This is a genomic window from Stenotrophomonas maltophilia group sp. Smal13 (assembly GCF_030236855.1).
Taxonomy (GTDB): Bacteria; Pseudomonadota; Gammaproteobacteria; order Xanthomonadales; family Xanthomonadaceae; genus Stenotrophomonas; species Stenotrophomonas maltophilia_A.
This window is the reverse complement of sequence record NZ_JASJSQ010000068.1, coordinates 1-13989: the sequence shown is the minus strand read 5'-3', so window position 1 is coordinate 13989 and position 13989 is coordinate 1. Positions and strand designations below refer to the sequence as shown.

The 13989-nt window shown below is 68.0% G+C and carries 14 protein-coding genes; 5 read left to right on the top strand and 9 right to left on the bottom strand.

From position 1 onward, the window contains the following. The first annotated feature begins 22 nt into the window (after positions 1–22). From QRO95_RS18745 to pdeM, 4 genes are read left to right on the top strand one after another with little or no spacing between them, the layout of a single operon-like run. Entirely contained in the window at positions 23–1021 is a 999-nt protein-coding gene (locus QRO95_RS18745; RefSeq protein ID WP_197615998.1) for a ligase-associated DNA damage response exonuclease, read from the top strand. Next, positions 1018–2625, top strand: a complete 1608-nt coding sequence (locus tag QRO95_RS18740; RefSeq protein ID WP_285303182.1) for an ATP-dependent DNA ligase — start codon at positions 1018–1020, stop codon at positions 2623–2625. The genes QRO95_RS18745 and QRO95_RS18740 overlap by 4 nt, the downstream gene beginning before the upstream one ends. Next, complete coding sequence (locus QRO95_RS18735) at positions 2622–5081, top strand: ligase-associated DNA damage response DEXH box helicase (protein WP_285303181.1); 2460 nt, start codon at positions 2622–2624, stop codon at positions 5079–5081. Before QRO95_RS18740 ends, QRO95_RS18735 begins: the two co-directional genes overlap by 4 nt. Next, on the top strand, positions 5071–5712 hold the full coding sequence (gene pdeM / locus QRO95_RS18730) for a ligase-associated DNA damage response endonuclease PdeM (protein WP_032129346.1): 642 nt from the start codon (positions 5071–5073) through the stop codon (positions 5710–5712). The genes QRO95_RS18735 and pdeM overlap by 11 nt, the downstream gene beginning before the upstream one ends. Before the next feature lies 1 nt (position 5713). Here pdeM and QRO95_RS18725 read toward each other — a convergent pair whose 3' ends face one another. From QRO95_RS18725 to rlmD, 9 genes are all read right to left on the bottom strand, one after another. Then, entirely contained in the window at positions 5714–5983 is a 270-nt protein-coding gene (locus tag QRO95_RS18725; RefSeq protein ID WP_032129345.1) for a hypothetical protein, read from the bottom strand. Between the two features lie 179 nt (positions 5984–6162). Beyond that, positions 6163–7431 (bottom strand): NAD(P)/FAD-dependent oxidoreductase, encoded by a 1269-nt coding sequence (locus tag QRO95_RS18720; RefSeq protein ID WP_049461632.1) that lies wholly within the window; start codon positions 7429–7431, stop codon positions 6163–6165. Positions 7432–7533: 102 nt separating this feature from the next. Next, entirely contained in the window at positions 7534–7740 is a 207-nt protein-coding gene (locus tag QRO95_RS18715; protein ID WP_005410590.1) for a cold-shock protein, read from the bottom strand. An 88-nt stretch (positions 7741–7828) separates the two neighbouring features. After that, the gene (locus QRO95_RS18710; protein ID WP_010482830.1) at positions 7829–8575 is read right to left on the bottom strand and encodes an S-methyl-5'-thioinosine phosphorylase; all 747 of its coding nucleotides are present in this window, start codon (positions 8573–8575) and stop codon (positions 7829–7831) included. A gap of 82 nt (positions 8576–8657) precedes the next feature. Then, on the bottom strand, positions 8658–9212 hold the full coding sequence (locus QRO95_RS18705) for a hypoxanthine-guanine phosphoribosyltransferase (protein WP_005410592.1): 555 nt from the start codon (positions 9210–9212) through the stop codon (positions 8658–8660). Further along, a complete protein-coding gene (nagZ, locus tag QRO95_RS18700; protein ID WP_032129343.1) occupies positions 9212–10219 on the bottom strand; it encodes a beta-N-acetylhexosaminidase in 1008 nt (335 codons plus the stop codon). Before nagZ ends, QRO95_RS18705 begins: the two co-directional genes overlap by 1 nt. A gap of 163 nt (positions 10220–10382) precedes the next feature. Further along, entirely contained in the window at positions 10383–11078 is a 696-nt protein-coding gene (locus tag QRO95_RS18695; protein ID WP_285303180.1) for a DsbA family oxidoreductase, read from the bottom strand. Between the two features lie 114 nt (positions 11079–11192). After that, positions 11193–11678 (bottom strand): CYTH domain-containing protein, encoded by a 486-nt coding sequence (locus QRO95_RS18690; RefSeq protein WP_071229427.1) that lies wholly within the window; start codon positions 11676–11678, stop codon positions 11193–11195. A 33-nt stretch (positions 11679–11711) separates the two neighbouring features. Then, positions 11712–13046 (bottom strand): 23S rRNA (uracil(1939)-C(5))-methyltransferase RlmD, encoded by a 1335-nt coding sequence (rlmD, locus tag QRO95_RS18685; protein WP_049421257.1) that lies wholly within the window; start codon positions 13044–13046, stop codon positions 11712–11714. Positions 13047–13173: 127 nt separating this feature from the next. On the opposite strand from rlmD, the gene QRO95_RS18680 reads away from it, so the two are divergent. Further along, positions 13174–13902 carry a response regulator gene (locus QRO95_RS18680; protein WP_032129364.1) on the top strand — a complete coding sequence of 243 codons (729 nt, stop codon included), beginning with the start codon at positions 13174–13176 and terminating at the stop codon, positions 13900–13902. Positions 13903–13989: the final 87 nt, after the last annotated feature.

Sequence of the window (13989 nt, the reverse complement as noted above, 5' to 3'; positions counted from 1 at the left end):
AGACGCAGGCCACAGTGACCGCATGGCAGGCAACGACGATCTGGTGGTGCTGCGCCCGGAGGGGCTGTACTGCGCCGCCGGCGATTTCCATATCGACCCGTGGCGACCGGTAGCGCGCGCGGTCATCACCCATGGCCACGGCGACCATGCCCGCCCGGGCATGGGGGAGTATCACTGCAGCGAAGGCAGCCTGCCGATCCTGCGCTGGCGCCTGGGTGACGTGCCGGTGCAGGCGCATGCCGAGGGTGTGCCGTTCCGCCTGGGGCAGGTGCAGGTATCGCTGCATCCGGCCGGCCACGTACTCGGTTCGTCACAGGTACGCATCGACGACGGGCAGCAGGTATGGGTAGCCTCCGGCGACTACAAGCGACAGCCTGATCCGACCTGCACACCGTTCGAAGTGGTGCCCTGCGATACCTTCATCACTGAAGCTACGTTCGCACTGCCGATCTACCGCTGGCCGGACACGCCGGCGGTGGCTGCAGAGATCCTGGCGTGGCGCCGCGAATGCGAACAACGTGGCGAAGCCGCGATCCTGCTGTGCTACGCATTGGGCAAGGCACAGCGGGTGCTGGCCGAGCTGCTGCCGCTGGACGATCGACCAGCCTGGCTGCACGGCGCCATCGCCAATGGCGTGGCGGTGTACCGGCAGGCCGGAGTGCCGATGCTGGAGACGCTCACCGTGGCCGAGCAGGGCCGCCAGCCTGATGCCGCCGGCCAGCTGATCCTCGCGCCGCCGTCGGCTGCGGGCACGCCCTGGATGCGCCGCTTCGGCCGCCACCAGCTGGGCTTCGCATCCGGCTGGATGCAGCTGCGCGGCAATCGGCGGCGCCGCAATGTCGATCGCGGTTTCGTCATTTCCGATCACGCCGATTGGCCAGCACTGCTGCAGACCATCGAACAGACAGGCGCGCAGCGGGTGATCGCTACCCATGGCAATACCGATGCGTTGATTCCGTTCCTGCGCGAACGCGGCGTGGCTGCCGAAGCCTTCCGCACCGATTTCGGGAGCGAGGAATGAAGGCCTTCGCTGCGCTCTACCAGCGCCTGGACCGCAGCACGGCTACGCTGGACAAGCGTGCAGCCCTGGTCGACTACTTCCGCCAGGCGCGCGCGCACGATGCGGCATGGGCGATGTACCTGCTCAGCGGTGGCAAGGTGGGCGGCGCACGCCGGAAGATCGCCGCCAGCGGCGAACTGCGCGGCTGGATTGCCGAAGAATCCGGCTTGCCCCCCTGGTTGGTGGAAGACAGCTATGCGCAGGTGGGTGACCTGGCCGAAACGCTGACCCTGCTGCTGGATGATCCATCGCAGCCAGCCGCCGACCGCCCGTTGGCTGATTGGATCGAACAGCATCTGCTGGCCGTGGCCAACCAACCCGAGGCAGTACGCCGCGCTGCGGTCGTCGCCGGGTGGCGGCAGCTGTGCAGCAGCGAACGCCTGGTGTTCAACAAGCTGCTGACCGGCGCCCTGCGCGTTGGCGTTTCGCAGCGACTGGTACAGCAGGCACTGGCGGAATGGTCCGGCCTGGACATCGCACGCATCGCCCAGCGCATGCTCGGCGAGTGGGTCCCCTCGCCCGGGCTGCTGGCTCAACTGCTGTCACCGGACGAGCTGCCGTCCGACCGCCAGCAGCCCTACCCCTTCTTCCTCGCCTCCCCTCTGGAAGGCGATCCTGCCGAACGCCTCGGCGCGATCGACGACTGGCTGCTGGAATGGAAATGGGATGGCATACGCCTGCAGCTGCTGCGCCGGCGTGGCGAAGTCGCGCTGTGGTCCCGTGGCGAGGAACGACTGGATGGCCGCTTCCCCGAGATCGAGCACGCCGCGATGGCGTTGCCGGAGGGCTGCGTGCTGGACGGAGAGCTGCTGGCCTGGGACGAGACCGCCAACCTGCCGCGCGCATTCACCGCCCTGCAGACCCGCATCCAGCGTCGCAAGCCAGGAGCAGCGACTCTGCGCAACACGCCGGTACGCGTGCTCGCCTATGACCTGCTGGAGCACGATGGCGCGGATCTGCGTGAGCTGCCGTTGCAGGAACGGCGTACGCGGCTTGCCGCGGTCATCGGTGCACTGGACGATGTGCGGATCCAGCTGTCGCCCGACGTTGCCGCCGTCGACTGGGCGCAGGCGGCGGCGATGCGCGATGTGGCACGCGAACGTGGCGTGGAAGGGCTGATGCTGAAACGACGCGGCTCGCCCTACCTGGCTGGGCGACGCCGCGGTGACTGGTGGAAATGGAAGGTCGATCCGCTCACCATCGATGCGGTGCTCCTGTACGCACAGGCTGGCCATGGGCGGCGCAGCACGCAGTACACCGACTACACCTTCGGCGTCTGGGACGGCGACACGCTGGTGCCGGTGGCCAAGGCGTATTCGGGCTTGGACGACAAGGAGATCCTCGCGCTTGATCGCTGGATCCGCGCCAACACCCGCGAGCGTTTCGGGCCGGTGCGCAGCGTACGCGCCGAACAGGTGTTCGAGCTGGGTTTCGAAGCGGTCAACCGCAGCAGCCGGCACAAATCGGGGATCGCCGTGCGCTTTCCGCGCATCCTGCGCTGGCGCCACGACAAGCCTGCCAGCGAGGCCGATCAGCTGGCCAGCCTGCAGGCGCTGGCGCGATGACCCGCAGCCAGGCACTGCGCCGGCTGGAAGACTGGTTCGCGGCACGCGGCTGGCGCTCACTGCCCTTCCAGCGCGCGATGTGGCGCCACTACCTGGCCGGCGAATCCGGGTTGCTGCATACGCCCACGGGCAGCGGCAAGACGCTGGCGATGTTCGGCGGGCCGTTGCTGCAGGCGCTGATCGATCCACCGCCCTCGCCCCGCCGCGCCAGTGCGGTGCGCCCATTGCAGGTGCTGTGGGTAACGCCCTTGCGCGCGTTGGCCAGTGATACCGCACGCGCGCTCCAGGCCGTCGTCGACGGCTTGGGACTGGGATGGCGTGTCGGCCTGCGCAGCGGTGACGCCAGCAACCGCGAGCGACGCCAGGCCCGCGAAGGCCGCATCGACGTACTGGTCACCACGCCCGAATCACTGGCGCTGCTGCTGAGCTATCCGGATACGTTGCCGCGCATGCGCCAGCTGCGCTGCGTGGTGGTGGACGAATGGCATGAGCTGCTGGGCAACAAGCGCGGTGTGCTGCTGCAGTTGAACCTGGCGGTGTTGCGCGATGCTGCGCCTGCAGTGCAGCTGTGGGGGCTTTCGGCCACGCTGGGCAACCTGGATGAGGCGTGCGACGTGCTGCTGCCCGGGCAGCCCGACGCGCCGATCGTGCAGGGCGTGCGCCCGCGCGCGATCAGCGTGCGCAGCCTGCTGCCGGAACCCGGCGAACGTTTTCCGTGGGCCGGGCATCTGGGCCTGGCGCAGCTGCCGCGGGTGCTGGACGCGTTGATGCGGGCACGCAGCAGCCTGTTGTTCACCAACACCCGTGCGCAGGCAGAACTGTGGCATCAGGCGCTGGCCGCGGTCTGGCCGGAAACCCCGGACACGCTTGCGCTGCACCACGGCTCGCTGGATCCAGCGCTGCGCCAGCAGGTCGAGGATGGCCTGCGCGCGGGCGCGCTGCGCTGCGTGGTTGCCACCTCCAGCCTCGACCTCGGCGTGGACTTCCCCGAGGTTGAGCAGGTACTGCAGCTGGGCAGCCCGAAGGGCGTGGCCCGCCTGCGCCAACGCGCGGGACGTGCGCGTCACCGCCCGGGTGCCAGCGGTTCCATCCTGTGCGTGCCCAGCCATGCACTGGAGCTGGCCGAATACGCCGCGGTGCGCCGTGCATTGGCCCAAGGCGTGGTCGAAGCGCGCAGGCCGCCGACGCTGTCGCTGGATGTGCTGGCCCAGCATGCGGTCAGCCGCGCGCTGGCCGGTGGCTTCGACAGCGATGCGCTGCTGGCGCAGGTACGGCGTACCCATGCCTTCGCATCTCTCGGCGACGACGCATGGCAGGCCGTGCTGACGTTCATCGTGCAGGGTGGCCAGGCCCTGGCCCAGTACCCCGATTTCCACAAGGTCGTGCGTGATGCCGACGGCTACTACCGGATGCACGATCGCCGCCAGGTACTGCGCCATCGGCTGTCGATCGGCACCATCAGCAGCGATGGCAGCGTGCGCGTGCAGTTCCTGCGCGGTGGTGGCCTGGGTGCCGTGGAGGAACAGTTCGCCAGCCGCCTGCGTCGCGGCGACCGTTTCCAGTTCGCCGGGCGCCTGCTGGAACTGGTGCAGCTGCGCGACATGACCGCCTTCGTGCGGCTGGCACGAGGGCGCGGTGATGGTGTGGTGCCGCGCTGGCAGGGAGGCCAGTTGCCACTGTCGATGCCGCTCGGCCGCGAGCTGGAGTGGGTACTGTCCGGCGCCGACGACAGTGCCGAATCACGCTGGTTGTCCCCCTTGCTGGCACTGCAGCAGCAGTTGTCGGCGCTTCCCGGCCCAGAGCATCTGCTGGTGGAAGATGTGCGGCGCCGCGACGGCCAGTTCCTGTTCGTCTACCCTTTTGCCGGCCGTCACGTGCACGAGGCGCTGGCCGCCTTGCTGGCACTGCGCTGTACCCGCCGGCAGCGCAACAGCATCGGCTACGCGGTGAACGATCATGGCCTGGTGCTGGCACCGGCGCAGGCGATCGAACTGGATGCGGCGCGATGGCGAGCATTGTTCACCCCCGATCAGCTGCTGGACGATCTGCGTGCCGCGGTGAACCTGGGCGAGCTGGCGCGCCGCCAGTTCCGTGGCATCGCACGCGTAGCGGGCCTGCTGGTCCCCAGCCTGCCCGGCGGTATGCCGCGATCGCTGCGCCAGCTGCAGGCCTCGGCAGGCCTGCTCTACGACGTACTGCGCGAGCATGACCCCGGCCACCTGCTATTGGCATTGGCCGAACGCGAAGTGCTGCACGACAGCCTGGATCTGCCGGGACTACAGCAGGTCCTGGCAAGGATCGGCATGCAGGCCCTCTCGGTGCAGCACCCGACATCACTCACGCCACTGGGCTTCCCGTTATGGGCTGAACGCCAACGCGGGCAGTTCAGCAACGAGGACTGGCGCACCCGCGTGCAACGCGCGGCCCAGCAGCTGGAGCGCCGCCATGGCCGATGAACTGCCGCTGCTGCGCGCCGGCGAATCGCTGATACTGCTTGGCGCGCGTGCGCTGTACTGGCCCGCGCGGCAGGCGCTGTTGATCGCCGACCTGCACCTGGGCAAGGCCGATGTATTCCGCCGCGCCGGCATCGCATTGCCCAGCGGCGGCACCGGCGAAGACCTGCAACGCCTGCAGGGGCTGCTGGACAGGCATGCCTGTCGCGAGCTGTGGATCCTGGGTGACATCCTGCATGGACCGGCGCATCGCGCTGCGTGGTACCAGCAATGGCTGGCATGGCGCGAACGCAATGCTTCGCTGGACGTGCATGTCCTGCGCGGCAATCACGACCGCCAGCTGCCGCATGCTCAGTTGCAGGTACAGATCCACGATGAAGTACGGCTGCAGCCGTTCCTGCTTCGCCATGAGCCGATGCCCGATGCAGAGCTGCATGTGATCGCCGGGCATCTGCATCCGCAGGTCGCCTTGCCGCCATTGCGACGGCGCTTCCCCGCGTTCTGGCTGCGTGAGCGGATGACGGTGCTGCCGGCCTTCTCCGCGTTCACTGCCGGCATCGTGCCCGTGCCCGCCCGCGGCGAGCAAAGGGTCGCCTGCGTGGAAAACGGCCTGGTGCAACTGCCGGTGGCTTGAATCAGGCCGGACGAATGCCCAGCTGCGGCATCAACTGGAAATCAGGCGTGTCGCCCTCACGTCGTCGCGGCAACGCCTGGATCGCCGCCAGCATTTCCTGCGCGCAGGTGCGGATGCGCGCGTGGTGCTCCGCTGATGCATGACTGATCAGGCTGCCGACATGGAACTCGAACACGTCCTCCAGTACGTCGGGCTGGTCCTCGTGCAGCATCTGCAGCAATCCGCGCAGCTTGCAGATTTCCGATTCCAGCTCCTCGACCGCGAACAACATGGCGTCCTCCTCTTCAACATCAGCGGCACATCCGGGCCGCAACAGGCCGCAACGGCAGCGCCGCCCGGGCCACGCGCGATGTTGATCACGGAAAGGAAAACGGGCGACGCGCATTCGCGTGCAACCTACTTCTCGCATATCGGCGGTGAGGCAACCGTTAATTCAGGTGACGACGCGCTTCACGCATTGGCCGTGATCGCGTTGATACGAGGCATTTCCGCTGCAGTGGCCAGTGCGTCGACGAACGCCGGATCCAGTGCAAGTGCACCGAACCAGCCGTGCTGGGTGCCACTGAGCACGCGCAGCATGTGGCCACGGCCACCGGGCAGGCGCCCCATCGGGCCCAGCAGCACGTCACGCGCCTTCGCCCAGGCGTCGCGGTCGGACTGGAACAGCGGCGTCAGCCAACGACTCCAGCGCTGGTACACCGCAACGTGTGCCCTGCGTTGCGCCTGGTAGGCCTGCAGCGCGACCGTGCTGCCGCCGTAGGTGCGCACCGCATCGCGCAGCGCCAGCGCATCGAGCAGCGCCATGTTCACGCCCTGCCCCAGCTGCGGGCTCATCGCATGCGCGGCATCACCGGCCAGCACCATGCGGCCGTGGTGCCAGCGCGTCATCACCGCATCACGGTAGACCGCGCGCGCCAACTGGCCGGCATCACGCAGATGGGCGAAGCGCGCACTGGCCTGCGGCCACAGCGCATGCAGTTCATCCAGCCAGGGCGTCATGCCATCGGCCTGCCAGCGTTCGAAGTCGGCGCGTGGCAGGCTCCAGAAGAAACTCAGGCGCGGCGTGTCATCACCGGGGCGCGTGCCGACCGGCAGCAGTCCGATCATCTTGCGCGCGGCCACGTAACGCTGCCGCAACTCCTGCACGTGCGGCCAGTCCTCGGCCGGCAGCAGGCACCACAGCGCCCCCCACGGATACACGCGGTCCAGCCCGGCACCGCCGGCGATCGTGCCGCGCAGCGTCGACGCGGCGCCATCGGCGACCACTACCAGGTCGAACGGGCCATGCGTGCGCCCGTCGCTGTCGCGCAGACGGCCGTGTTCGGCATCCACCTCGGTAATGGTGGTACCGGCATGCAGCTGGCCCTCGCCTGCGCGCGCCTCGTCCAACAGCGAGAACAAGGCCCCGCGCTGCATGCCCAGGCCATGCAGGCGCGCATCCAGTCCCTCGTAGCGCATGTCCATCACCGCGCGCTCGCACGGCGTGTCGCCATACAGGCGGTGCACCGGCGCGGCATGTGCGCGCACGGAATCAAGCAGGCCCATCTGCCACAGTACCTGCAGGCCGCTGGGCTGCAGCAGGAAACCGGCACCCACCGGCCCCGGCGTGGGCACGCGTTCGAAGATCTCCACCTCGTGGCCGTCACGGGTGAGCAGGATGGACACTGCCTGTCCAGCGGTGCCGTAGCCGATCACGGCGATGCGCAGTCGTTCCGTCATGGCCGCATTGTGCCCGAGGCGGGTGGATCGCGAGCGGGTCGCGGGCAATCCGCGCAAAAAAAACCCCGCCGAAGCGGGGTTTTCAACGCACTGTCGAGTGGATCACTCGGCCGGCGTGATGTTCGAAGCCTGGGCACCCTTCGGGCCCTGGGTCACGTCATAGGTGACACGCTGGCCTTCCTGCAGGCTGCGGAAGCCCTTGGAGTTGATGGCGGAGAAGTGCGCGAACACGTCGGCGCTGCCATCCTCCGGCGAGATGAAGCCAAATCCCTTGGCGTCGTTGAACCACTTGACGGTACCGTTCGGCATGGTGATGCGAGACCTTATGCAATGAATGGGTGGTGTACGCTGAACCCGCGCACAAGCTGAGTATGCAAAGCTTGCTCGGGGAAGACAATCACCCCCGTGCCAATTCGCCCACCAGTTCCGGAAGTCCGTTGCCGGCCGCCTGCACGTTGGCCAGCACTTCGGCCATCGTGATCTCCTCACCATCACCACAGCCGGCAGCCCAGTTGGCGATGATCGCCAGGCAGGCGTAATCCAGCCCCAGCTCGCGTGCCAGGGCGGCTTCCGGCATGCCGGTCATGCCCACCAGATCGCAGCCGTCGCGGCGCATGCGGGCGATTTCAGCGATGGTTTCCAGGCGCGGGCCCTGTGTTGCGCCGTAGCAGCCACCGTCATGGACCGTGACGCCGGTCACTTTGGCCGCAGCCAGGATCTTGCTGCGCAGCATTGGTGTGTACGGGTGGCCGAAATCAACGTGGACCACGTCGGTGCCTTCTTCCTCACAGATCGTGCTGATGCGGCCCCAGGTGTAGTCGATGATCTGGTCCGGGCAGGCCAGCACGCGCGGACCAAAGTGTTCGGTGATGCCCCCCACCGTGTTCAACGCCAGCACGCGCTGCGCGCCCAGCTGCTGCAGCGCGGCCAGGTTGGCGCGGTAGTTGATCTTGTGCGGCGGCAGCGAATGGCCTTCGCCATGCCGCGCCAGGAACGCCACGCGATGGCCGAGCAGCGTACCAACGCGCACCGGGCCCGACGGACGTCCGAAGCGGGTGTCGACCTCGTGGGTCTGCACGTCGTCAAGCTTGGCCAGGTTATAGACACCGGTACCGCCGATCACAGCCAGGGCGATCTGTTGCATTCGAAGCACTCCATGAAAAGACGAACGCCGGCACCCGAGGATGCCGGCGGCAGAAGAAGACGCGCCGCGGGCGGCTGCGCCGTTATTCCTTCATCGCGTAGATGGCCGGCACGCAGCGCAGGGTTTCGTTGACGTCCATGCCGAAGCCGAACACGTAACGGTCCGGCAGTTCGATGCCGGCGTAGTCGGCAGTCACGTCCGGCAGCGCGCGGTCGTGCTTCTTCACCGTCATCGCGGCGATGCGCACGTCGGTCGCGCCCTGTTCCAGGCACCAGGTGCGCACGCCCTGCAGGGTGTAGCCCTCGTCGAGGATATCGTCGACCAGCAGCACGCGGCGGCCGAACAGCGAGGTGGCCGGCTTGTGCTTCCAGACCAGGTCGCCGCCGGTGGTTTCACCGCGGTAACGGGTGGCGTGCAGGTAATCGAACTGCACGTCCTGGCCGCGCGCGCCCAGTTCCAGCGCCAGCTGGCCGGCAAACGGCAGCGCACCGTGCATGATGGACAGGAACAGCGGCACCTCGCCCTTGTAATCGCGCGCGATGGCGTCGGCGATACCAGCGATGGCCTTGTCGATGGTGGGGCGGTCGACCAGCAGGTCAGCCTGGGCCAGGGCCTGGGAAATGGTGAGGTTGGGCATCAGACGGTTCTTCCAAGGGTTTCAAGCAGACGGGATTGGGTGTCGCCATGGCGGGCATCGGCCAGCAGGCCGTCCCAGCCGAGCGCGCCGCGGCCCAGCAGGCCCAGCAGCGCAGCAGTATTGAGGGAGCGTCCCTGCACGGCGTGCAGGGCTTCATCGACCAGTTCCGGGTGGCAGACCAGCACCACGTCGCAGCCGGCATCCAGATGCGCGTGCACGCGCGCCGGCACGCCGCCCGCACTGTGCGAGGCGGCCATGCCGATGTCATCGGAGAACACCACGCCGCGGAAGCCGAGCTCGCCGCGCAGGATGTCCTGGATCCAGCGCGGCGAATAGCCGGCCGGTTCCGGTGCCACCTGCGGATAGATCACGTGCGCCATCATCACCGCGTCGGCACCGGCGGCGATGCCGGCCTGGAACGGGACCAGGTCCTGGGCGCGCAGCTCGTCCAGCGCGCGCGGGTCGATCGCGGTATCCACGTGGGTGTCTTCCAGCACGGTGCCATGGCCGGGGAAATGCTTGAGCGTGGCGGCCATGCCGACCGCATGCATGCCGCGCACGTAGGCGGCGGTGAACGCGGCCACCACCTGCGGATCTTCACTGAAGGCGCGGTTGCCGATGGCGCGGTTGCCACGGCCCAGATCGACCACCGGCGCGAAGCTCAGGTCCAGGCCGCTGGCGCGCACTTCGCTGGCCATCAGCCAGGCGTGCTGCTCGGCCAGGGCCAACGCCTGCTGCGGGTCGGTGGCGTACATCGCCCCGATGTCCTGCAGTGGCGGTAACTCGCTGTAGCCCTCGCGGAAGCGCTGCACGCGGCCGCCTTCCTGGTCCACGCAGATCAGCTGCGGGCGCGGCGCGGCAGCGCGGATCGCCGCGCTCAGATCGGTCACCTGCTGGCGCGAGGCGAAGTTGCGCTTGAACAGCACCACTCCGGCCACGGCATCGTGCTGCAGCCAGTCACGTTCCTGGGCGGTCAGTTCGGTGCCGGCGACGCCGATCAGCAGCATGGTCGATCTCCACAACGCGCGCCCGCATGGCGCAGTGCCGCATTGTCGCAGAACCGGCCGACAGGCGCAGTGGTCAGAAAAAGGGGACGGAGGGGATTAAGCCGCAATCGGCCCCTACGGGCTGGATACGTCTTAATTCCCTCCGTCCCCTTTTCGGATCCGGTCAGACCTTGCAGCCGTCCGGGCCGCAGGCCTCGTCGCCGTCAGCCGGGGCCGCAGGCGCGCCCTGCTCGGCGGCGATCTGGCGCAGGGCGTTGGCGAAGGCCTCGGGGGGCTGCGCCCCGGAAATGGCCCACTTTCCATCGATGACGAAGGTCGGCACCGAGGAAATGCCCAGCGCATGGGCCTGCGCCAGCTTGGCTTCGACCTCGGCCAAGCCGCGGTCGGAGGCCAGCATCTGCGTGATTTCACCCGCGTCGAGGCCGCCTGCCGCGCCCGCCTTGATCAGCACCGAGGGGTCCGCCAGGTTCTGACCGTGCTCGAAGTGGGCGCGGAACAGTGCGTCGCCCACCGCATCCTGCACGCCGTGCTCGCCCGCCAGCCACAACACCCGGTGCGCCGGCAGCGTGGTCACCCGCACCTGGCCCTGGCTGAAGTCCATCGGCAGGCCCTCGGCCCGCGCGGTGGTCTGGGTCTGGCCGAGGATCTGTTCGGTACGCTCAACGCCGCCGAACTTGCGCACATAGGCCTCGCGCAGCGGCACCGGGGTGGCGTCAGCATCCGGGTCGAGCTGGAACGGCTGCCAGTGGATATCGAGTTCAGGCGCGTTGGCGCCCAGCAACTGCACGCCCTGCTGGAAACGATGCTTGCCGATCCAGCACCAGGGGCAGACCACGTCGGAGTAGATGTCGATTCTCATCCTTTCCACATGGGGGCCGACACCCTCGATAAAAGGGGACGGAGGGGATTAAGTCGTTTCCCGCACAGATGGGGTAAAGACGACTTAATCCCCTCCGTCCCCTTTTTTGCGGCCTCACCACTCTGAATACGGGTGGCTGGCCAGGGCAACGTTGTAGTAGCGGGCATCATCGGTGACTTCGGCACCCACCCAGTCCGGCAGGTCGATGGTCTGGTCAGCGCTGTCCAGCTCAACCTCAGCCACTACCAGGCCGGCGTTGTCGCCGAGGAACTCGTCCACCTCCCAGGTCAGGCCGGCGTGTTCGACCAGATGGCGGCGCTTGTCGATCAGGCCGCCCACGCACAGCGCCAGCAGTGCGCGCGCATCGTCCACCGGGATCGGGTAGTCGAACTCCTGGCGGGTGTGGCCGATGGTTCGCGACTTCAGGTTCAGCGCGGCGTGGTCGCCTTCGATGCGCACGCGCACCGAAGCGTTCTGGGTGCCGCGATCGAGCGCGCCCATGTCGTTGATGTAGCCCTGCGCCATCGGGATCACCCGGTGCGCGGCGGTGCGCCAGCCATCACTGCTGACGAGGAATTTGCGTTCGATTTCGATGCCCATCGCGCCATTATGCGCGATGGGCATGACAGCCGATCAGCGCTTCTCGAATACCGCGATGCTTTCCACGTGTGCGGTGTGCGGGAACATGTCCATGGCACCGGCACTGACCAGGGTGAAGCCCTGTTCGTTGACCAGATAGCCGGCATCGCGTGCCAGCGAACCCGGGTGGCAGCTGACGTAGACGATGCGCTTGAACTGCTTCAGCGGCAGCTGCTGCAGCACTTCGATCGCGCCCGAGCGCGGCGGATCCAAGAGCAGCTTGTCGAAGCCCTGGCGCATCCACGGCGTGCTGCGCTGGTCCTGGGTGAGGTCGGCGCTGAAGAACTGGGCGTTGGTCAGGCCGTTGCGCTCGGCATTCTCACGGGCCCGCGCGACGAGGCCAGCATCGCCTTCCACACCGACCACTTCGCGCACGCGGCGCGCCAGCGGCAGGGTGAAGTTGCCCAGGCCGCAGAACAGGTCCAGCACACGCTCGTCCTCACCCGGCTCCAGCAGGTCCAGGGCGTGGGCGATCATCTTCTCATTGAGCTTGGCGTTGACCTGGATGAAGTCCAACGGACGGAACGCCAGCTCCACGTCCCACGGCGCCAGCCGGAACGACAGCGGCACGCCCTGCCCGTCCAGCGGCTGCACGGTATCCACGCCACCGGACTGCAGGTAGATCACGAAGCCATGCTGCTGGCCGAAGGCGGCCCAGGCCACGCGGTCGGCATCGCTGAGCGGCTGCAGGTGACGCACGGTCAGGACCACGGCCTGGTCGCCGGCAATGAATTCGATCTGCGGGATATCGCGCTTGCCATCGAGCGATTCGATGAAGCTGGAAAGCGCCTCGACCTTGGTGCCGATTTCCGGGATCACGGTCAGGCACTGGCTGAGGTCGGCGACGAATCGCGGATCCTGTTCACGGAAGCCGACCAGGGTCTTGTCCTTCTTTTCGACCCGGCGCACCGAGAAGCGGCCCTTGCGCCGGTAGCCCCAGCTCTCGCCGACCAGCGGCGCCAGCACGGTGCCCGGCTTCACGTGGCCGATGCGCTCCAGGTTGTCCATCAGCACGCGCTGCTTGGCGACAATCTGCTGGTCTTCGTCCAGGTGCTGCAGCACGCAGCCGGCGCAGGTGCCGAAGTGCGGGCACTTCGGGGTGACGCGCTGCGGCGAGGCCTGCAGCACTTCCACCGTACGCGCTTCGTCGAAATGGCGGCTGCGGGCGGTCTGTTCGGCCATGACCACCTCGCCCGGCAGGGCGCCGCTGACGAAGGTGACCTTGCCGCCCTCGCCTTCACGGCGGGCGACGCCGCGACCATCATGGCTGAGGTCGAGGATCTCGGTCTGGAACGGGGTACGGTCGATGCGGGAGCGGGATCGGGCCACGTGGCAACAGGCTGCGGGCAAAAATGGGGGCGTATTGTCGCAGATCCTGACCGGCAGGGTCCGGACCCGCTTGCGCCCGCCGCCGCTGTGCTTGATGATTGCAGCAGCTGACATGGAGGCAGCCCTGATGCAGATGACCCCGCGGGCCAGCCGGCCCCGCTTCCTGCTTGTCGAGGACGACATCATCAGCCGCGGTTTTTTCAAGGCGGCGTTGGAAACGTTACCGGCGGACGTGGACACCGCAGACTCATTGGCCAGTGCCCTGGCCAGCGCCGAGCCCGGCGCGCATGACCTGTGGCTGATCGACGTCAACCTGCCTGACGGCAATGGCGCGCAGCTGCTGCGCGAACTGCGCCGTTCACATCCCGACACCCCGGCGTTGGCGCATACCGCCGACGGCGATACCTCGATCCATGCGCGCCTGCGCGAGGCCGGTTTCAGCGACACGCTGGTCAAGCCGCTGGGCCGCGACCAGCTGCTGAAGGCGGTGCGCCGCGCCCTGGTCAACAGCCCGGCCGGGATCGTCATGGCCCAGGCGCCGGCCGCGGTCGAGCTGCAGGTACAGGACTGGGACGAGACTGCGGCACTGGCCGCGCTCAATGGCCAGCGCAACCACCTGATCGCGCTGCGCGAGCTGTTCCTGGCCGAGCTGCCGGGCGTACGCGATGCGGTCGAGCAGGCGGTGGACCAGCATGACGAGCGCCAGCTGCGCAGCCAGTTGCATCGGCTGCAGGCGAGCTGTGGCTTCGTGGGCGCGGCGCGGTTGGGCCGGGCGGTGCGCCAGTTGCATCATGCGCCGGAGTCCGGGCAGGCCCAGGCGGGGTTCCGCGACGCGGTGGCTGCCCTGCTGCATTAAGGGTTGTTCGGCAGGGCTGCGCCCTGCACCTGCCGAAGCCTTCAAGCCAGGGCAACGTCAAAGGCCAGAGCCAGAGCGGCTCTGGCT